We start from the raw sequence: 20,179 nt of genomic DNA on the forward strand, positions 1-20,179 counted from the left end.
GGTTTAACACCAAATGAGTCAGAGAAAAGATACTGGCTTTACTATAAAACCGTGGCCAATTTTACTTGACCACTACAAAATCATATCGAAGTGGTTCCTCTTCCAAAATTTTACAGTGCTCGCTTTAAAGGTGGTTGTAAGATCGATCTCGTCGCTCAATTCCGAAATACCAACATTGAAAATTTCAGCAAGTCTACAAAGAGATTTTTCCCGAACTTGATGCTCTATATTATTCATTATTGTTGCATCCACAATTGCCTTTTCCCTCTGCTGATGTTGCATCCCAAGCCGCTTCTATAATAACCGCCCAGTTGTAAAATCCATCAACAATCAAACCACCTGTAGCTGCAGCGCCTAACGACATGCCTTTCATTGTTCGCCCAAAATCTCTAAGACCTCTACCAGAATAGTTAGTATTGCGATTCAATCTTCCATTCCATCTACTTAACTGGCTAGTATTTTGGTTAAGTTTATCCTTAGAAACTCCGAACCCTCTCAACTCGGCAGGTGTTTTTGGCATGGTTCCAACAGTGAAAGCTGCCCCTAGCGCAGCGAGGTTATTGGCTGTGCTGGAGCGATTATCTTCAACCTGTTTAGCAAACTTATCAAAATCAAAACAAGCTAATCCTTCAGGGTCTATATATTTTAAGGGATTACCCCCAACATACCCATAGGTATTAAGCCCACCCGCTAAGCCAATCGGATCGCTCTGCAGGTACCTGCCGGTTGTTGCATCATAATCCCGGAAGTAGTTATACCAACTTAGTTTTTCACTGTCCCAGTACTGACCTGGACAAAATCGTCCGGAACGATTTCATTCACACCCTCCCTGGTTGTTCACCTTCGGCAGCTTATCAGCTGTGCAAAACGGCTCTCCTGCCGTTTTGTGAACATGCATGCGCAGCATGACCCGAAAGGGCGTAGGGCAGGAAGCCCGGAGTCAAGCCGATGTTAAAGTCGCCAATACTGGTAGTTAATACCGAACGGTCAAACGCTTCCAGCTTCGCCCGCCATACCACCGCTTTGCTTTGGTTGGTAATCACTTCTGGCCGGCCTAAGTGGTCGCGTAGCAATATGCAAGACACGACCCGATAGTTCCTTAACACATTTACTTGCTTCGTGAGTTAAAAATAATGGCCAATACCCCCCCAATTGCGCCACCTGCCAATGAGTAGGCAAGTAAGACATTTTCATCTGTTTCTATGCTCTTTGAACTCAGCAATGCCCCAATAAAACTAAAAAATGCCATCCAAAAAAGGAGTCTAAATACGAATTTGATAGAAGATTTATTGACCATAGGTAGCACTCCATTTATTGCTCCAAGGATCTAAGATAATTACCGGGTCGGCGCTATTGTTTGATAAAGCCTGTGTGACCCAGTGAGTGCAATGACCTCCAATACACCAAGCATTTGGAGATGGAATGGTTGAAAACCGCCATTGGTCATCATACATTTGGAAGTCGAGATCGCTTTGAAGCTGCGTTGATTGCTCTCCACAACTTTTACATCTCTCACCAAGCATGCCCCCAGTAACATCATGCAAAGAGCGTTGCATGTTGTTCAAAAATCCTGGAGATATCCTTTTTCCAGACGCTGTCATGTTGTTAACTGTAGAATTAAATTGATTGATAATTGCAGAAACATCCTCTGGGCTAAGACCTAAACTATCCACAAGACGAATTGGATTACTAAACACGTACCCATAGGTATTAAACCCACCCGCTAAACCAATCGGGTCGCTCTGCAAGTAACGCCCTGTAGTCGCATCATAATCCCGGAAGGTGTTATACCAGCTTAGTTTTTCACTGTCCCAGTATTGGCCTGGACAAAATCGTCCGGAACGTTTTCATTCACACCCTCCCTGGTGTTCACCTTCGGCAGCTTATCAGCTGTGCAAAACGGCTCTCCTGCCGTTTTGTGAACATGCGCAGCATGGCCCGACAGGGCGTAGGGCAGGAAGCCCGCAGTCAACCCTATGTTAAAGTCACCGATAGTCGTTGACAGTACCGTACGGTCAAACGCCTCCAACTTAGCCCGCCATACCACCGCTTTGCTTTGGTTGGTTATCACCTCTGGTGGGGCTAAGTGGTCGCGCTGCAAGAATCAAGAAGCGACTCCGTAGTTCTTTCGGAGTCGCGCCCTCATATCTCGGCTTTAAAAATTTAAGTGCAAGGAATTTCAAGGCGCTTCCAACGCTCAGTATCGTCAGTAGAAACACTTAATGTATATTCATAGTGAACCGCAGCATAAGCTGGCAGAGGCGGAATATCATGGTATTCAAATCGCCACACAGCTAAACCTCTCAGGCAAATTTGTTCTTTTTCAGGTATCGACATATCCAGTTCATAGCGTCCGGGGTCATTTTCGAAAAATAAAAACTCTACACCATATTCATTTTGTTGCAGGGGCTCTGCTGCAAATGACATTTCCGGTTTTAATTGCGACCAAAATATGATGTCCCGAACATAACGAGTTGGTAGTTTATGCACCATGCTGACGTGTAACGTTAAGCTATCTTCATAGTTATGAATAAAATAGCGACCACCAGAAATTTCATACAAGCTTTGCTGAAACTCAGCATCCAGTCCAATCAACCAGCTTTGCACTGCAAAGCGGCTACCAGGGCTAAAGTGCAACAATGCCAGGCTAAAAAAGCAAATGGATAGGCAATAGCCGAGCAGCCTGACAGGCCATGAGGTTGGCTTTTTATTGCCTTTGTTAAAGTGAGCCACAGGCCGCCCCCGCTACTACTAAAGCCAAACCAGCTACACCTGCCGTGCCACCAAAGCTATTGTTGATATTCCATTCTGCAGCTTGCCTTGCCATATCATTCCTTGTTGACTCTACCGCCCTTATTGCTTCGCGATATTTATTTTTTTGAGTTGTATCACTGCACTGTTTTGCTTCAGCTTCCCACGTATCAAGCTGAGTATTCAGTTTATCTGCCTGCTTTTGGTAAGGATTTTCTTTAGTTGCGCCTACCACAGCGCTTCTTACCCCTCCCATATCTAAGGCAAATGCACCAATAGTCACTCCAAAGCAAGCAAATTTGATATGTTTACGATAAAGGCCGTGCTCATCTACAAAATTTACCGGATTCCCTCCAACATACCCATAAGTATTTAACCCACCCGCTAAGCCTATCGGGTCGCTCTGCAGGTATCGGCCTGTTGTTGCATCATAATCCCGGAAGTAGTTATACCAGCTGAGTTTTTCACTGTCCCAGTACTGGCCAGGGAAGCCTATATTAAACTCGCCAATGCTGGTAGTAAGTACAGAGCGGTCAAACGCTTCCAGCTTTGCCCGCCAAACTACGCCTTTGCTTTGGTTGGTTATCACCTCTGGCCGGCCTAAGTGGTCGTTATGCACATAATACAGCTGGTTATTTAAAATATAACCCACTACCTGGCCCTGAAAGTAAATTTATTGCTTGGTGGTGCCTTCTGCTAACAGCTGGCCATCTGGACTGTAAATAAAGCGGGTGATATTACTGCCGACTTTTTTAAACACCCGCTGGCCCAGCGTGTTACTGACAGAAAGGGACAGTAGTTAATTAGCTACTGCCCTTTTTTCCTTTGCGATTTTTGTTAGAGTGGCTTGATGCGTATTAACGTTGATACAACAATCAACCAGATGACAATAACGACTGCTACTAGGTAAATATTACCAAGCTCCCACACTTTGAAGCCAATCCAAAAACTAATGATGTTAACTAAGGTCATTATTATGGTTAATGTATTTTTTTTCATGCTTACTCTTCCATGCAATAAGAATCAGAACCTTTTCTCAAAACATTTTCATCTTTGTCCCTGATTTTCCATTCATGAAAAAGGGGTCGGAGCTAATTAAGCTCCGACCCGCTTCGCTTCGTTGCTGGCCTGCCTGGCTTGCATTTACCTAAGCGCACACCCAGTGCGCGCTCTATTTCTGCCCGAAAACGCTCGCCACCTAATGGGTAATTGTACATTCAACTGTGGCGAATAGTATCAAGTTCATCCTCACCGAGTTCTGCCGGTAAACCCATACCACACTCTGGCTGTGCCGGCACTTAATTGCTGCCAGCCAGTGCTGCTCAGCCCTAAGTTGGTCAGTAACTGATAATAACGCTGCCACAGCTGCTGATAACTACCCTGCCACAAACATAACGGAAAATTGCTGGCCAGCATCAGCCGCTCGAGCGGCCACTCGCTGAGTACGGCAGCGAATACCTGCTGCTGCCAGGCCAGATCCGGCTGACTGTTGCGCCCGGCCGTCAGCATTTCAAAACCTGATAATTTCATTGCTACGTTTGCCCGGCCTGCCAGCGTTTGCACCGCCTTTTGCCAGGCCGAAAACTGCTCTGGCCGGGCTAAACCGGCATGGTTAAGCACCAGCTTTAACTCAGGAAACTGCTGTGCCAGCTGTTGAATTCTGACCACATTTTTCGCGTTGGCCAGGCTGCACTGCAGCTCCAGCACCAACTGATGCTCTGCTAACGCACCTGCGATCTGCGCCAGCTGCGGCGCATGCAGCCAGTGCTCATCGTCGCCTTCAAAAATATGCCGCACTCCCGCCGGCTGATATGGCAGCAGCGCCTGCAGCTTTTGCCTGATTTGGTCAATTGGCAGGCTGCAATCCAGAAACGCCACTGCTCGGTGCGGCACTGTTACCTTTTGCTCTGCCAACCAGGCTAACTCACGCTCTGGCGCATTGTTATCAAAGCCGGCCTCAATATGCACCAGCCCGGCCAGACGAAATGGCGGCTCCAGCTTCAGCTGAGAAACTGAGTAATCCTGCTGCAACAGTGCTTTATCTGGCCAGTGTGGCGGATTGTCGCTTTTAAGCCAATGATACTGGCCTCTACTTAGTTGCCACAGATGTATGTGTGGATCGACAATATCCAGTACGTCTGTGCTGCTCATCACTGTTTGCTCACTGACAGGTGTACCCGCCGTCAATCACTTGCAGGCTGCCAGTTATAAAACGGGCGTTATCGCTCGCCAGAAAGGCCACCAGCGCGGCCACTTCTTCTGGCTGTCCTAAGCGGCCAAGTGGTTGCTCGCCGGCTTCCTCAGCCACCACAGCCGCTTTATCAGCGCCACTATTAGCGCAGTAGCGATCAATGGCCTGATGAAATAACGGGGTTTCAATGGTGCCCGGGCATACCGCGTTGGCCCTGATATTAAAACGGGCATAATCCAGCGCGGTGGTTTTCGCCATAGATGCCAAGGCATGTTTGGTCAGGTTGTAGGCAAAAGAGTTTTTCTTGGCTATCAGCGCCTGATCGGAAGCAATCAGCACTATGGCACCACTGTGTTGGCTGCGCATTTGCGGCAACACCGCCTGAATTGCGGCGTAAGCGCCTTTAACATTCAGGGCAAACAAGCTATCCAGCGTGGTTTCGTCAGTGGCTTCGATATCAGCACTAAGATGACGTCCGGCATTGGATACCAACACATCAACCCGGCGGGTTTCGCTGATAATCTTCTGTATAACCTCGTTAACCGCCGCCACCCGGCTGACATCACACTGGCGGTAGTCACCCAGTTCACCCGGCACAATATCCAGATTAAATACCTGATATTGTTCAGTTAATAATTTTTCAACGGTGGCAAAACCAATACCCTTGCTACCACCGGTAACAATAGCAACTTTTTTCATGCCAGTTCCTGTTATTTCACGTACAAACATCATAAGCCAAGTACGCTTTTTTCTGAAATTTTTACCATCGCTGTAACGCTGTTGTCACTTAACTATTTTATTTTACAACAAAGTGTGGTAGAACTTTCGTTGAAAATAACAACAACATCAGCAGAGGCCGTATTATGGAAAGCTTCGAAGAATTACTGAACATGTTGGAACGCCCGGCAGCAAAACCTAAAGCTGTTAAGCGTAAATGGCGCGAAATTGAAGAGTTAAAAGAGCGCCATCGTCTGAAAAAAGAGCTATGCGACATAGACTGGACCATAGAGCCAGAGCTGGCCGATATCGAGTTATAACGCCAACGCCCAATCACTGATTGGGCGTTGCTGTTTTAACGGCAGACTGAATGCCAGTTAATGGCAGGCCGGTTGCTATCTTGCAACAGGCTATTGGTATGCAGAAAATGGCCACAACCTAAAAAGCCTCTGTGCGCTGACAATGGTGACGGGTGCGGCGCACTCAGAATATGGTGCTGTTCACCGTCAATCAGGCGGGCCTTTTTCTGGGCATGGCTGCCCCATAGCAAAAACACAATGCCGTGGCAGTGCTGGCTGATGCTGCTGATCACCTGATCGGTAAACTGTTCCCAACCCAACTTGCGATGCGAGTTAGGCTGGTTAGCAATAACGGTGAGTACCGTGTTTAGCAGCAATACGCCCTGCTCTGCCCAGCTTTGCAAATTGCCATGGCCCGGCACACTGAAATCAGGGTATTCCAGCGCCAGCTCTTTGTAAATATTGGCCAGTGAGGGTGGCACTTTTACCCCATCCCGCACTGAAAAAGCCAGACCATGCGCCTGGTTTGGCCCATGGTAAGGGTCCTGCCCTAATACTACTACTTTCAGGCTGGCAAGCTCAGTCAGTTTAAAAGCATTGAACACATCGGCCTGTGGTGGATATATCACCGTGCCGGCACTGCGCGCGGCCGCTACCTCATCCAGCAGCGCCGTAAAATACGGCTGCTGCTTTTGTTCACCTAATAGTTGCTGCCAGTCCGTCATGGTTGTTTTAATGTCCTGATCACCTGCTCAACAGCAGCAAAGTCTGGCGCAATATCAATGCTAAGTCCAGACTCGGCTGCACAGGCGGCAAGTGCCGGAGGTAACGCTATCGGGCTACCCAGGATATTTTCTACCTGCTCTTTAAATTTAGCCGGGTGCGCTGTGCCAAAAAAGATACCAAACTCATCAGCTGCCAGACTGCGTTTCAGGGCTTTGTAGGCGACGGCGGCATGTGGTTCACTTAAATAACCCAACTGCCATAACTGCCGCACCCCCAGCTGAGTATCATCTTCGTCCACCGCGACAGCTTCAATATCGGATCGGTTAATCATGCCCTGCGCCAGCAAGGCTTCAACCCGCGGCCAGTTGTTCGGTGCACTGACATCCATGGCGTTGGACAAGGTTGCCACTGTCTGTTTCGGTTGCCATTGCTGGCTCTGCCAGTACCTTGGCACAGTATCGTTACTGTTGGTAGCGGCAATCATCCGCTTGATTGGCAAACCCAGTGCTTTGGCAATTAAACCTGCACATAAATTACCAAAGTTGCCACTGGGCACTGCAATCACGATCTGCTCACGCTTCGCTGCCGGTACCTGCGCAACAGCCTCAAAGTAGTAACATACCTGCGCGAACAACCGGCTGATATTGATTGAGTTAGCCGAGGTAATATTAAACTCTTTTACCAGTGCCTGATTATCAAAGGTTTGCTTAACCAGCGCCTGACACTGGTCAAAGTCACCATCAACAGCCAGCGTGGTAATGTTGTCGCCAAGAGTGGTAAACAGCTTTTCCTGCAAGCTGCTTATTTTGCCTTTAGGGAACAGAATCACCACATTTACGCCGCTCTGACGGTAAAAAGCATGGGCAACTGCGGCACCGGTATCGCCTGAAGTCGCCGTGACAATAGTGGTGGGTTCTGGCTGGGCTTTTGCCAGCGCCTGGGCCATAAACCGGCCACCAAAGTCTTTAAACGCCAGAGTTGGCCCGTGAAACAGTTCCAGTGCACTTACCTGCTCCGTTACCGGCACCAAAGGTGCAGGAAAGGTAAAGGCACGGTCAACCATTGCCAGTATTTCACTTTCTGGCAGCTCCGCTCCAATCAGTGCGGCTAATATTTTGCTGCTTCGCTCAACTAATGGCATCGCCAGTAACTGTTCAATATCCAGCTTTGGCCAGTGAGTCGGGAAGAATAATCCCTGTTGCTGACCCAGCCCCTGGCGTACCGCCTGTAAAAAACTAACCTGTTCGGTCGCGACTTTTAAATTTGTAAGTTGCATGTTTATTTCCTTTAGCCAAAGTCGGCTGGTTGCTGCGGCAGCGCTCTGGCGCCAGCAGCAGAAAGTTGGCAAATCCGGGTGCTCGCGTCGGCATTTTTAGCATAATGCTGCTGTAAATAATCCGCCGCCAGGGTGGCAGTATCGTCGTCAGGGCATAATGCAAATAACGTGGGGCCAGCCCCGGAAATACCCAGATGCAGCACGCCTTGCGCCATTAAATCACGACGAAGCGCCGGCAATTCGGGAATAAGCGGGGTACGCGCCGGCTCGGCGACCAAATCCTGTAATGCAGCGACTGCTTCCGCTTCATCCTGACAGTACAATGCACTGACGAAACGACTGAGCATACCGGCAAACTCAATACTGGTGCTAAGGTTTAACTGCCTGGGTAATACCTCCCTGGCAGCGCGGGTCGACAGCACAGTACCGGGGTAGCTTAGTACCACCCGCCAGTGACTGAACCAGGGCATTGTCCTGCTTAACTTATCACTGCCGGGCAACATCAGTTGTAAGCCACCCAGTAAACTGGGCGCTACATTATCATAATGGACACTGCCGCTTACCCCACCTTCAGCCTCTGCCATTAACTTAAGCAATTGCAACTGAGACAACGGCTGACCAAAATAGTCGTTAAAGGCATAACACGCCACCACAATCGAACAGGCACTCGAACCCAGGCCACTGCCAACCGGCAGGTTTTTCTGTAAATGTAATGCCAGGCGCGGTAATCGCTTACCGATGGCCTTTTCAAACGCGTGAAAGCAGCTCAATACTAAATTGTTCCTGCTATCCTCAGGAAGCTGATGGCGATAACGACCGCTGATTTCCAGACTAAGCTCGCTCTGCTCTGCCAGAATTTCCAGCACATCACCAAAGTGTTCCGTACCTGAGAGCGGCTCGAACGCCGCCCCCAGCAAGTCAAAGCCGACGGAGAAATTACCGGTAGAGGCCGGCGCAAAATATCGGTGTATGGTTGAATTTGTCATCGTTGTTACACCTGCTGCTGCCAGCTTAAAGTGCGCATAATATCGCTGAATACGCCGGCAGAAGTAACGGCAGCGCCGGCACCATAGCCACGCAGCACAAAAGGAATAGGCTGATAATAACGGCTATGAATAGCTAAAGCATTCTCGCCGTCTTTTACTTTGGCCAGTGGGTGATCCTGACTGAGCGCCTTAATGGCCACCTGACATTTGCCATCGCGAATTTCGCCAATATAACGCAGCACTTTGCCTTCAACTGTTGCCGCTTTTACCTTTGCTCTGAACGCCTCATCTAATGCCGGTAAGCGTGCCATAAAATCATCGGTACTGCCGCTGCTGTCAAAATCGGCAGGCAATACCGGTTCAATACTGACATCACTGAGCTCTAGCGGCATACCAGCTTCACGGGCCATTATCAGCAGTTTACGGGCAACGTCAGTGCCAGATAAATCATCACGGGGATCAGGCTCAGTAAACCCCATAGCTTTGGCTTTTGCTGTTACTTCAGACAAAGCGGCGCCACTTTCCAGCTCGCCGAAAATATAGGACAACGAGCCGGATAATATGCCTTCAAACGCCAGTAATTCATCGCCGGCATTCAGCAGGCCCTGCAAGGTATCAATTACCGGTAAGCCTGCGCCCACCGTAGTTTCATATAAAAAGCGCCGCCGTTGTTGCTGTGCCACCTGGCGCAATTGCCGGTAATAAGCAAGGCTTGCTGTATTGGCTTTTTTGTTTGGTGTTACTACATGAAAACCTGCCGCCAGAAAATCTGCATACTGACTGGCTATGGCCTCTGCGCTGGTGCAATCAACCAGCACCGGATTGGTCAGGTGCTGCTGGCGGACAAAATCCGATAGCGCCGCTAGTGAAAAGCTTGCCGGGGCTTGATTTTGTTGCTGAAGTTCAGCCTGCCAGCTGCTAAGGTCCACCCCCTCTTTTGCCAGCAACAACTGCCGCGAATTGGCGATACCATACACGGTTAGCTTTACCTGACGCTGTTGTAAAAAACTTTGCTGGCGTTCAATTTGCGCCAGTAGCTCAGCACCCACCACCCCGCAACCGACCAGAAAAATATCGATACTGGGAATATGGCTGAAGAAGTTCTCGTGACATACCCGCACCGCATCTTTACAAACTGCCTGCTCAACCACTGCAGATATTGAGCGCTCGCTGCTATCCTGCGCTATCGCTACCACATTAACCCGGGCCTGCGCTAAAGAGGCAAAAAACTTTGCTGCCACGCCGCGGTGCTGGCGCATACCATCACCGACCAGACTGACAATTGCCATGTCAGCCAGAATACTGACCGGTCGTAGTAAGCCGGTTTGCAGTTCCAGCTCAAACTCCTGCTCCAGCGCTTTTTGCGCCCGGTTTAAATGCAACTGCGATACGCAAAAACTGATACTGAACTCTGACGATGACTGGGTAATTAAACTTACTGAAATTTGCGAGCGGGCCATTGAGGCAAATACCCGGCTGGCCATGCCCACCACGCCTTTTAATCCCGGGCCTGATACGGTAAACAGCGCCAGATGTTCCAGACTGGAAATGCCTTTAACCAGCGCCTCACCATCACCGGCAACATCAATGCAGGTGCCAGGCGCCGCCGGATTTAAGGTATTTTTGATGTAACAGGGGATTTGATAGCGCGCCAGCGGACCAATGGTTTTCGGGTGCAGTACCTTGGCACCAAAATAAGATAACTCCATCGCTTCATCGTACGATAAACGATCAATCAGCCGGGTTTGTTTTACCTGTCTTGGGTCGGCACTATACACACCATCGACATCTGTCCAGATCTCACAGGCAGCAGCACGGATACTGGCGGCCACAATTGCTGCCGAGTAATCTGAACCGTTGCGGCCCAACAGAGCAGGTTCCCCCTGACTGTTACTGGAAACGAAACCGGCTATGACATAGACCGCTGCGCTTTGCTTGGCAATAGCCTGCTGCAAGGTATGCTCTGAGCCGGCAATATCAGCACTGGCATTGAGGTAGTCGCCCTGACTTTTAATCAATGTTACGGCATCCAACGCAACCGCATTGACGTCTGCGGCAACCAGCAGAGCGGTCATTAATGCCACACTGAACTGCTCGCCCAGCCCAAGGATTTGGGCCTTAATATGGTCAGGACAATGCCGCAGCAAACTTATGCCCTGTAAATGCAACGCCAGCCCGGCCAGCTGCTGCTGCCATAACGCTTCAACCTGACTCACCTGCGCTGCCGATAAGCTGGTCGCCTCATGCAGTAACTGCTGGTAACGCTCTGTCAGTGCCGCTAGTACACTCTGATAGTCTGAACCCAGATAAGCGAGGTCGGTTAACTCTACCAGCATATTGGTCACACCCTGCGGTGCCGATAATACCAGGCACACCGGGCCGGCTGCGGCCTGACGCTGCACAATTTGCGCAACTTCGGCAAAGCGCGGCAATGACGCCAGCGACGAGCCGCCAAATTTTAGCACTCTCATTATTTACTCCTTGCGCATCAAATTATTCGTTATGTTGTTATTGCCGACCAAGGCTGGGTAAGTACCCTTAATTGTTTTAAAAAAAAGGCCCGTGACGTTTGAGGTCACGGGCCTTTTTACAGACAACACACCGCCGACCTCCTACCCCGAAGGGCTGGTGGTAATAATAATCGTGGTGAGGTCTGCTGTTTTTATTTTCATCAGATGCACTATGCACAGACTTGTAGACGTCTGTCAAACAAAAAATTGCTGTGACTACGACTTTACCTTTTTAAGGGAATCAATCAGCCCGGGGTGATAGGTCACTACCTGGTTGCGGCCATTTCGTTTCGCCTGATACAGGGCCAAATCGGCTTGCTGAATCAATTCGTCCGCCGTAATCGCTGTATTAAACTGACTAACCCCGACACTGACGCTGGTCATTAATCGTTGCTGCTGGAACACAACCGGACTTTCAGCAACCCGCCGGCAAATCCGTTTAGCTACCTCAATGGCGCCCTCAAGTGGCGTATCGGGCAAAATAATCGCAAACTCTTCCCCGCCGTAGCGGCCGAATAAGTCGGTTTCCCGTAACAGGCTGCCAATAAGTCTGGCCACTTCGATCAGCACAACATCACCTGCCTGATGGCCATAATCATCGTTTAATCGCTTAAATTTATCTAAATCAAAAAACAACAACGACAACGGGTGCTGGTAGCGGCCGGCACGCTGCACTTCAACTTCGAGTTGCTGCTGCCAGTAGTTCCGGTTCAGGACACCTGTCAGACCATCCAGCCGGTTTACCTGTTGTAACTGCAAATTGCTTTGTTGTAACTGGCTTTGATAAACATAAGCATCGGTCGCATCTTCAATTAACAGACAAACATATTGCTCACCGGTTGCAGGGTCGGTCAGCGGCAACATATTGCAGTTTTGCGCCATATACTGATTGGCGCTGCTTACTGGTCTTAAGTGCGGTAGTTTAAAAAGATACTGGCGTTGTTCCCAGGAGCTGAATGCCGGGCTTTGCAAGCTCAGCACACTGTTAAGCTTGCGGCTTAGCCAGGCTTGGGGGGCATCAGTAAAAACACTGAATATATCTTTGCCCTGCACAGTTTCCAGTTGAATATCAGCCCGGCGGCAAATGTAAGGATTGATATAAATGATCTGCAACTGCTTGTTCAGCAGAATCACGCCGCTGTTCAGTTGCTGCAGTAACGGACCGGACAACCAGTCAATATTCATCAGAAGTCCGCCAGCACATTATCCAGAATGGTTTTCAGCTTTAGTACCGCCTCGCCCGGGATCAGCAAAATCATATTACAATCGAAACTGTAGTCGGTTAGCTCGTACCGGATATCAACTTTCAGTGCCAGTTGCCAGTGAAATGCGGTTTGTTCAAGCTTGCTGATAAAATCATTATCGCGGGACGAAATAACGCGCGGCGCCGCGTAAGAAAAACTGTTATCGAGCTGTTCTGCCAGGCCATTTAAAAAAGTTGTGGTCAGAATAGAGCTGATATCGGTCAGCATTTCTGCCTCACTGGTCGCGTCATCATCGTAGCCGAGTAATGCCGCTATTTTTCCGGCGTTTTCCAGCTGATAGAGCAAAATGGTTTCGCCACGTAAACCACCATCACCAAAAAAACCGAGGCTAATCATTGAACTGTGAAGCCCCTGGTACTGGCCCCGGAACTGCTCAGGTATTTCTGCCGCATTTACCAGGCCAATTGCCGGCACCTGCAAATGCACAAAGGTATTTAGAAACCGTGCCAATTTATCACTGGCCAGGCCCATTGCGACGTTGATTAATTCCTGCAGACAATCCCGCTGCTCTTCAGTAAAACTCAAATCCGTCATATCAAACCATATTGTCGCATCACTGCGCTGAGTTTATCGGTATTGACCGGCTTCTGAATAAAAGCCAATGCACCGAGATCCATTACCCGTTTTTGCATTTCCGGCTGAATATCTGCCGAGACCACAATCACAAAAACATCCATTTTTTCAGCTTTAATCGCTTCAAGCACACCTACCCCATCCAGCTCTGGCATAGTCAGATCCAGAAATACTACGCCAACTTCCTGACTGCGTAATACCGTTAATGCCTCCAGGCCATTGGTTGCCGTAACAATGGCAGCATCGAATTCAGCGGGCAGGGATTTCTTCATTTGGTTGCGGGCTAAAAGAGAGTCATCACAAATTAAAGCGGTTAAAGCCATCAGTACTGCCTGTGTTAAAAAGTATTTATGTATATATTGGTTAAAAAATATATACAGATGGCTGGCATAAAGCAATATCCGGGCAATAATTAGCGTGTCTGACTAGCGCGCAGGTTAATGATATATAACAAGCCTTGCAGCGCTATTACAGATATTTAGCATCAGCTATTTTAAAAAGCTGTTTAATTCGTTATGGTAGGTCAGACTAAGTACAATAATAATCCGGTGAAAAAAGGTTATTGCATGCAGCAAAAAAGCCTGTCCCGCAATCTGCTTACCAAAGTATTGTCAGTCTATTTCATTCTGACCTTAATCGTCACTCTCGCGCAGATCGTGGCAGAGTATTACAATACTAAAAATCTTATAAACAGTGACTTAGAGACTCTGCAGCAAACCTTTTCCGGCAGCTTAACCCGGGCAATATGGGAGTTGAATACGCCTCAGGCTTTGATCATTGCTGACGGTTTGCTATCTATTCCGGCAGTTGAAGGCATAGTGGTACGGGACGACAGCGGCGCTGTTATTACCCAGCTTGGCCGTTATATTGATGTTAAAGAGCGCTTTAGCAGCCAGTTAGTGCGCGAAGGCGTGCGTTTAACCGAGCAACAATCAGGGATATTTGGTTACACCTTTCCCCTTATCTTTGAATTCTCTGGCCGGGCCACGCAGGTTGGCGACGTCACCTTATTTTCCAGTCGCGCTGTGGTTATCGACCGGATTAAAGTCGGCATCTATTTTCTGATTGGCAATGCCATGCTGAAAACCACTTTCCTGATTATTTTGTTTTTAATGGCCTTTCGGAAACAACTTACCGAGCCACTGGCCGATTTAAGCCGGCAAATTGAAGATTTAGAGCTGGACCAGCTTGACGGTGCCCGGGTCGAAATTGATAAAAGCCAGTCGTCAGAACTGACCTTAATGGCCGATGCCTACAACCGGCTGATTAACCGGGTCCAGGATTATAAAGCCCAGCTTGGTAATACCCAGAAGCAACTGCTTACTTCGAATGAAAAACTGGATCAGCAGAACCTGATACTGGAGCAGGAAGTCGCCCGAAAAACATCGGGGCTGAGTCAGGCAATGATGGATTTGCAACAGCAAAAGCAGGAACTTGAACTGAAACAACAAAGCCTGCGCGAAGAAATCGAGCGCCGCCGCCATACCGAAGATGCGCTTCGCAGCAAACAAACCGAGCTGGAACAGATGGTAGAGCATTTAAATCAGGCGCAGGACCGGCTGGTACAGTCAGAAAAAATGGCCGCTTTGGGTGGTCTCGTCGCCGGTATTACCCATGAGGTGAATACTCCGGTCGGCATTGGCGTCACCGCCACCAGCTTTCTGACTGAAAAGCTAACCAGCTTACAACTGGCGTTTAACGACAAATCCTTAACCTCTAAGACACTGGAAGCCTTTATCACTGAAGCGCTGCAAGGCACAGATTTACTGCAGTCAAACTTAAGCCGAGCCTCTGAGTTAATTGCCAGTTTCAAACAAATAGCGGTCGATCAGGCTAGTGAGGCAATTCGTACCATCAACCTGGCTGAATACATTAATGAGGTGATCCGCTCATTGCAGCCCAACTTTAAGAAAACTCAGCACCAGATTGAAGTGAATTGCCCGGACAACATTATCCTGCGCTGCCCGGCTGGTGCTATTTCGCAGATTTTCACCAATTTGCTGATGAACTCTCTGATCCACGGCTTTGAAGATATCAAAGAGGGCCTGATCCGGATCACCGTGCTGGATGAAGACGAAAACGTTGATATTCGCTTTAGCGATAACGGCAAGGGCCTGCCGCCAGAGCAACTGGAAAAGCTGTTTCATCCGTTTTTCACCACTAAACGAGAACAGGGTGGCAGTGGTCTTGGCACCCATATCACTTACAACCTGGTTCGCCAGACACTGGGCGGCAGCATTACTGTCAGCAGTGAGCCAGGCCAGGGCCTGCACTACCATATCCGCTTTCCAAAAAACCTGAAACTCGATAGCTGATCCGCGTTATACTCGCCAGCTTGTTAAAAGAAGGACAGGTTTGATATGTGGTTTAAAAATATCCGGGTTTACAAATTAAGTGCGCCATTAAGCACTGATCCGCAACAACTGGAAGCCGCGCTGGCTGAATTTAAATTTGCCCCTTGCACCGGTCAGGAAGCGGTCAGAACCGGCTTTAGCTTCCCGCTGCATCAAAGCATCAAGCAATATTGTCACCCTATGGCTCAGGGCTGGTTATTTGCGGTTAAACGGCAGGAGAAGGTGCTGCCTGCTGCGGTAATTAATGAAGAGCTGCAGCCAAAAATTGATGCCATGGCAGCTGAGCAGGGCCGGCCGTTAAGCCGCAAAGAAAAACAAAGCTTAAAAGAAGAACTGATCCAGACCTTACTACCCCGCGCGTTCAGCCGCTCAACTCTGACTCATGGTTATTATGACGCAGAACATAACTGGCTGGTTATTAACACCGGTGGAGCTGGCAAAGCAGAAGATATTCTGGCATTGCTGCGCAAGGCGCTGGGATCATTGCCGGCCCTGCCTTGGCTGGACAACCACAAGCTGAATTCTCACCTGCAATTATGGTTACAAAATCAGGCGCTGCCTGAAAGCTTTGTGCTGGGCAACGACGCAGAATTAAAGGCGCCGGATGAAGAAGGCGCCAAAGTAAAATTTACGAATCACCTGTTGAGCGCTGATGAAGTGCAAAGCCATTTACAGGACAAACTGGTAACCAAAATTGGCTTACAGCAAGCCGAGGGGATAAGCCTGCACGTTAGTGATGACAGCAGCATAAAAGGCATTAAGTACCACGAATTGCTGACCGGCCAGAATGAAGAACTGGGCTGGGAAGATTTAAGCCTGCGCCTCGATGCCGATCTGTTACTGATGAGCAATAGCCTTAACCGGGCATTGCTGGCCATTGCAAATCAAATACAACAGGCCAGCGACGAGCGCTAAGCTGCTTTGAATTAACCGGGAATACTGTTAGTTGAACAGTGACCGCACATCCTGGTAAGTGTCGGCAATCTCGCGTTGCTGCATAAATTCAGGCACCGGCACCAGTTCGCGACTGACATATTCGGCTAATAATGTCTGGGCCAGCTCCGGCAGGTAGTAATTTCGGTTAATTGCTGCCAGCCGGACAAAATCGGTGTAGCCTGGCTCAGGTTCACTGCGCGCAGTACGCCAATGCTGCACTACCGGCAAAAATTCGTCGCCAAACCCCCAGCTTTTAATAATTTTCAGGCCCACGGTGGCGGCAATCTTGTCGATCAGCACCTGCATAAATGCCGGATGACCAAATACTTCCGGATGACGCTCCGCTTCAATCAGTACCGGTAGTGCGCCAATATTGTGTACCAGCGCCGCCAGCGCCATAACATCGCTACTAAGTTTACAGTTGCGGTGCCGGGCCTTGTAGAACTGCAGGCAAGCGACTGCGACACTGGCCGTTTGCACACTATCACGCCACAATCTGTCCAGTTGCTGCTGTACCTGCTTGTGTTGAGAGACAAACAATTGCTCCATCGCCATGGCAATCGCAATATTTTTAATCTGACTCAGACCAATCCGGGTTACCGCCTGATTTAAGCTGTTAACCTGAATTGACCGCCCCATAAAGGCGCTATTTGCCACTTTAATCATCCGGGCTGACAACGCCGGGTCCTGGCTAATGACATCGGCCATTTGCTGTAAACTGATTTGTGGATCGTCGGCCCGTTCACGCACTCTGAGTGCAATGTCGGGTAAGGTTGGCAACACCAACCTGTCAGAGCGGATTTTTTCATCCAGAATAATCAGTAAAGCCCGCTGTGCACTCATGTCGTCTCCTGCCCGCAATAACTACTCATCCTGACTACTAAATTGAGCCTGGCTAATATTTTGTTCCAATTCAACCAGCAAGGCAGTAATTGCAGTTGGCTGCGCCGTCACCGCCTGTTCTATTTCACCCGCCAGCCTCGTTGCCTGAGGGTAGCCCATACTGCCGGCACTGCCCTTCAGGCTGTGGGCAGCAAACCGTAATCCAGGCCAGTCTTTGGCTTGATAAAGCCTTTGCAACTCGGCCAGCAACTCAGGCAACTGCCGGGCAAACTGTCGTTTCAGGGCCTGCATTTGCGGGTCTTGTTCTAACCGCTGCAGCCAGTCCTGTTCGTTGTCTTTGCGTACCTTGGCAAACCGGCTGAGTATTGCCAGAAACTCACTTCGGACCACAGGTTTACCAAGCAACGCCTGACAGCCGGCCTGGCGATAACGTTCAACATCTTCACTCATTACATTGGCTGTAACGGCAATAATGGGGACTTCTATTCCGGCATCACGAATAAGCCGGGTGGCCTCCTCTCCTCCCATCAGCGGCATTTGCATATCCATAAAAACCAGATCAAAGTCGTCATGCAATACCATTTCCACTGCTTTGTGGCCATTATCTACCACCTGCACGCTGGCATTACTTTTTTCCAGTAATAATTTAAGTAATAGCTGATTGTCAGGATTATCTTCTGCCACCAGTACTTTTACTGAACTGTCAGCCGGCAGCGGGCTGATACTGTCTACCGGCTTTTGCTGTGGCTGATAGCAATCTACCAGGCTGATATCCTGCTGCTGACAATTCAAAATAACTTCAAAACAGCTGCCGATACCTTTCACGCTTTCAACCTGAATATCACCGTCCATTTGTTCCATTAATTTTTTCGAAATCACCAACCCCAAGCCGGTGCCACCAAAATGCCGGGTAACGGTGGCATCAGCCTGCACAAAAGGCCGGAAAATACGGGCCAGTTCATCGTTGCTCATGCCGATGCCCGTGTCTTTCACTTTTATCGATAGCTGCTTTGCCAGTTGGTCATAGCTAACCTGAAATACTACCTTGCCTTTTTGAGTGAATTTAACCGCATTACTGCTCAGATTCAGCAGCACCTGCCGAAACCGCAAACTATCACTATAAAGCATTTTTGGTAGTGGGAACTGCCATTTTAACTGGCAGCTTAACCCTTTCGATTGTGCCTGTTCACATGCCAGTTGATAAATATCATCAATTGCCGCCAGGCAATCAAACTGCTCACGGTTTAACTCAAGTTTATCGGCCTCAATTTTTGATAAGTCCAGAATATCGTTAATCAGACCCAGCAGATGGTCACCGCTTTTCAATACCCGTTTTAAGTAGTCCTGCCGTTTATCGGGCTCGTTCTCTTGCAATGCCTGTTCACTGAAACCAATTATGGCCGTTAAGGGTGTGCGGATTTCATGGCTCATATTGGCCAGAAACACACTCTTCAGCCGGTTGGCCTGCTCCGCTGTTTCCCTAGCCAGGATTAACTCCTGATTCGCAGCCGCAAGGTCATCATTGGCTCTGGCTAAATCCTGAGTACGGCGCAGTACCTTATCTTCCAGTTGTTGCTTGTAGGCCCGCTCGCGTTCACGATATACCCGCAACTGGCGCACCATAACGTTAAAAGCAGCAAACATGTCACCCAGCTCGTCCTGCTTTTTTACTTCCAGCAGCACCGATAAATCACCACGCCCTACCGCTGTTTTCGCCGCAGTAAGTTGCTTAACCGGATTAAAAATATGCTTGATCAACAACCAATACACCAAGAGTGGCAACAACAGGCAAATCAGTACCATTAATAGCAGCAATACCCGTGACAGCCAACGTTGCTCGCTATAAAGCTGTGTCGGATCCAGCCCGTACAGCAGCTGATAATTGCCTGGTAAGGGGGCCCCCAGCAACTCCCGGTACTGGCCCAGCAACAATACGGTTTGCAGGCTGTCGGCAGCAATACTGCGTTGAATTTGCCGGAAGTTTGTTGGCGCGAAGGCGCTGTTAATAAGCACCGGATCTGCGGCATAAGCAATGGTCGCCGTTTTGCTGATCATCAGGTTGATACTGTTACTGGTAAAGGGCGAGTTAACTATCGAATCCAGTAAACCCGGGCTGACCATGACAACCAGATATCCCCACAAACGGCGGGATTCAGAAAAAGAGCTGACATAAAGTTTTCGGGCAAAGTACAGTTTTCGCTGCTGACTATCAGCCATCGGCGCGAGAAAGTAGCCCTGTTCATCGATCATTGCCTGTAATGGCGAAAAGTATTGATTGCGAAATCGGTTTGGCACTGCAACCGGCTCGGTAATTTCGGGTAAATGCAGCACATATTCGCCGTTAAGTTGCACCAGCTTTATAGCTTCAACGCTCGGCTGTTCTGCGCTGAATCGCTGCCATTGTTTTAGCAACGGTCCAAGCAGTTCGCTGTCACGGGTTTGCAGGTATTGTTGTAAGTCCGGGTTTAACGCCAGCATTTGCAGCTGCGTTTGCTGGGTGTTCAGAAAGTCATGTAATTGCTGCTGTTGGCCAGCCAACGCGCTGCGCACCTGATAATAGGTTTGTTGCTGCATATAGCGTTGACTGTACTGATACGCCAGATAACCGAACAATAATACTGGAAGTACCAGCAACGGCAACATGTAGGCAACCAGCGTTTCTCTTAACCTCATAACGGCACGAGCCTGCTTTGCACTTCGTTAAATAGTAATAGCCACAGCATAACCAGCTAACCGTTTTGCTACAAGCATC

At 49.0% G+C, this 20,179-nt stretch carries 18 protein-coding genes and 2 pseudogenes; 3 read left to right on the forward strand and 17 right to left on the reverse strand.

Going from position 1 to position 20,179, the window contains the following annotated elements; all coding sequences use genetic code 11:
- Positions 1-229: 229 nt before the first annotated feature.
- The 8 genes and pseudogenes from KQY15_RS12820 to KQY15_RS12855 all read right to left on the reverse strand — a co-directional run bounded on the left by KQY15_RS12820 (position 230) and on the right by KQY15_RS12855 (position 5,641).
- Positions 230-520, reverse strand: a complete 291-nt coding sequence (locus KQY15_RS12820) for a hypothetical protein (protein ID WP_217669785.1) — start codon at positions 518-520, stop codon at positions 230-232.
- A gap of 162 nt (positions 521-682) precedes the next feature.
- Positions 683-733 (reverse strand): annotated as a pseudogene (locus KQY15_RS19295) (hypothetical protein); the annotation flags it as partial.
- A 121-nt stretch (positions 734-854) separates the two neighbouring features.
- The gene (locus tag KQY15_RS19065; RefSeq protein WP_254795701.1) at positions 855-1,085 is read right to left on the reverse strand and encodes a hypothetical protein; all 231 of its coding nucleotides are present in this window, start codon (positions 1,083-1,085) and stop codon (positions 855-857) included.
- Between the two features lie 201 nt (positions 1,086-1,286).
- Positions 1,287-1,766: pseudogene (locus KQY15_RS19070) on the reverse strand (RHS repeat-associated core domain-containing protein); the annotation flags it as partial.
- A 397-nt stretch (positions 1,767-2,163) separates the two neighbouring features.
- Entirely contained in the window at positions 2,164-2,607 is a 444-nt protein-coding gene (locus KQY15_RS12840; protein WP_217669787.1) for a hypothetical protein, read from the reverse strand.
- Between the two features lie 112 nt (positions 2,608-2,719).
- The gene (locus tag KQY15_RS12845; protein ID WP_308160248.1) at positions 2,720-3,403 is read right to left on the reverse strand and encodes an RHS repeat-associated core domain-containing protein; all 684 of its coding nucleotides are present in this window, start codon (positions 3,401-3,403) and stop codon (positions 2,720-2,722) included.
- A gap of 596 nt (positions 3,404-3,999) precedes the next feature.
- The gene (locus tag KQY15_RS12850) at positions 4,000-4,902 is read right to left on the reverse strand and encodes an amidohydrolase family protein (RefSeq protein ID WP_217669789.1); all 903 of its coding nucleotides are present in this window, start codon (positions 4,900-4,902) and stop codon (positions 4,000-4,002) included.
- 10 nt (positions 4,903-4,912) lie between these two features.
- Positions 4,913-5,641, reverse strand: coding sequence for an SDR family NAD(P)-dependent oxidoreductase (locus KQY15_RS12855; protein WP_217669791.1), 729 nt, complete (start codon positions 5,639-5,641; stop codon positions 4,913-4,915).
- 164 nt (positions 5,642-5,805) lie between these two features.
- On the opposite strand from KQY15_RS12855, the gene KQY15_RS12860 reads away from it, so the two are divergent.
- Positions 5,806-5,979, forward strand: a complete 174-nt coding sequence (locus tag KQY15_RS12860) for a DUF3545 family protein (protein WP_019675643.1) — start codon at positions 5,806-5,808, stop codon at positions 5,977-5,979.
- Between the two features lie 35 nt (positions 5,980-6,014).
- Here KQY15_RS12860 and ung read toward each other — a convergent pair whose 3' ends face one another.
- The 7 genes from ung to KQY15_RS12895 form a co-directional block, all read right to left on the reverse strand.
- Positions 6,015-6,683, reverse strand: coding sequence for a uracil-DNA glycosylase (gene ung, locus KQY15_RS12865; protein ID WP_217669793.1), 669 nt, complete (start codon positions 6,681-6,683; stop codon positions 6,015-6,017).
- Positions 6,680-7,960 (reverse strand): threonine synthase, encoded by a 1,281-nt coding sequence (gene thrC, locus KQY15_RS12870; RefSeq protein WP_217669794.1) that lies wholly within the window; start codon positions 7,958-7,960, stop codon positions 6,680-6,682. The genes ung and thrC overlap by 4 nt, the downstream gene beginning before the upstream one ends.
- Positions 7,961-7,971: 11 nt before the next feature.
- Positions 7,972-8,946 carry a homoserine kinase gene (gene thrB / locus KQY15_RS12875; RefSeq protein ID WP_217669796.1) on the reverse strand — a complete coding sequence of 325 codons (975 nt, stop codon included), beginning with the start codon at positions 8,944-8,946 and terminating at the stop codon, positions 7,972-7,974.
- Positions 8,947-8,951: 5 nt separating this feature from the next.
- On the reverse strand, positions 8,952-11,417 hold the full coding sequence (thrA, locus tag KQY15_RS12880) for a bifunctional aspartate kinase/homoserine dehydrogenase I (RefSeq protein WP_217669798.1): 2,466 nt from the start codon (positions 11,415-11,417) through the stop codon (positions 8,952-8,954).
- A gap of 255 nt (positions 11,418-11,672) precedes the next feature.
- A complete protein-coding gene (locus KQY15_RS12885; protein ID WP_217669800.1) occupies positions 11,673-12,641 on the reverse strand; it encodes a sensor domain-containing diguanylate cyclase in 969 nt (322 codons plus the stop codon).
- Complete coding sequence (locus tag KQY15_RS12890; protein ID WP_217669802.1) at positions 12,641-13,255, reverse strand: chemotaxis protein; 615 nt, start codon at positions 13,253-13,255, stop codon at positions 12,641-12,643. The genes KQY15_RS12885 and KQY15_RS12890 overlap by 1 nt, the downstream gene beginning before the upstream one ends.
- Positions 13,252-13,617, reverse strand: coding sequence for a response regulator (locus KQY15_RS12895; RefSeq protein ID WP_217669804.1), 366 nt, complete (start codon positions 13,615-13,617; stop codon positions 13,252-13,254). Before KQY15_RS12895 ends, KQY15_RS12890 begins: the two co-directional genes overlap by 4 nt.
- Positions 13,618-13,860: 243 nt before the next feature.
- Here KQY15_RS12895 and KQY15_RS12900 point away from each other — a divergent pair, with 243 nt between their 5' ends.
- Both KQY15_RS12900 and KQY15_RS12905 read left to right on the forward strand, forming a co-directional pair.
- Positions 13,861-15,609, forward strand: coding sequence for a sensor histidine kinase (locus KQY15_RS12900; protein ID WP_217669806.1), 1,749 nt, complete (start codon positions 13,861-13,863; stop codon positions 15,607-15,609).
- A gap of 45 nt (positions 15,610-15,654) precedes the next feature.
- Positions 15,655-16,563, forward strand: a complete 909-nt coding sequence (locus KQY15_RS12905) for a recombination-associated protein RdgC (RefSeq protein ID WP_217669808.1) — start codon at positions 15,655-15,657, stop codon at positions 16,561-16,563.
- Positions 16,564-16,590: 27 nt separating this feature from the next.
- Here KQY15_RS12905 and KQY15_RS12910 read toward each other — a convergent pair whose 3' ends face one another.
- On the reverse strand, positions 16,591-17,427 hold the full coding sequence (locus tag KQY15_RS12910) for an HDOD domain-containing protein (RefSeq protein WP_217669810.1): 837 nt from the start codon (positions 17,425-17,427) through the stop codon (positions 16,591-16,593).
- Between the two features lie 21 nt (positions 17,428-17,448).
- Positions 17,449-20,100 carry an ATP-binding protein gene (locus tag KQY15_RS12915; protein WP_217669812.1) on the reverse strand — a complete coding sequence of 884 codons (2,652 nt, stop codon included), beginning with the start codon at positions 20,098-20,100 and terminating at the stop codon, positions 17,449-17,451.
- Between the last annotated feature and the right edge of the window lie 79 nt (positions 20,101-20,179).

This window comes from Arsukibacterium indicum (assembly GCF_019100565.1).
Taxonomy (GTDB): Bacteria; Pseudomonadota; Gammaproteobacteria; order Enterobacterales; family Alteromonadaceae; genus Alishewanella; species Alishewanella indicum.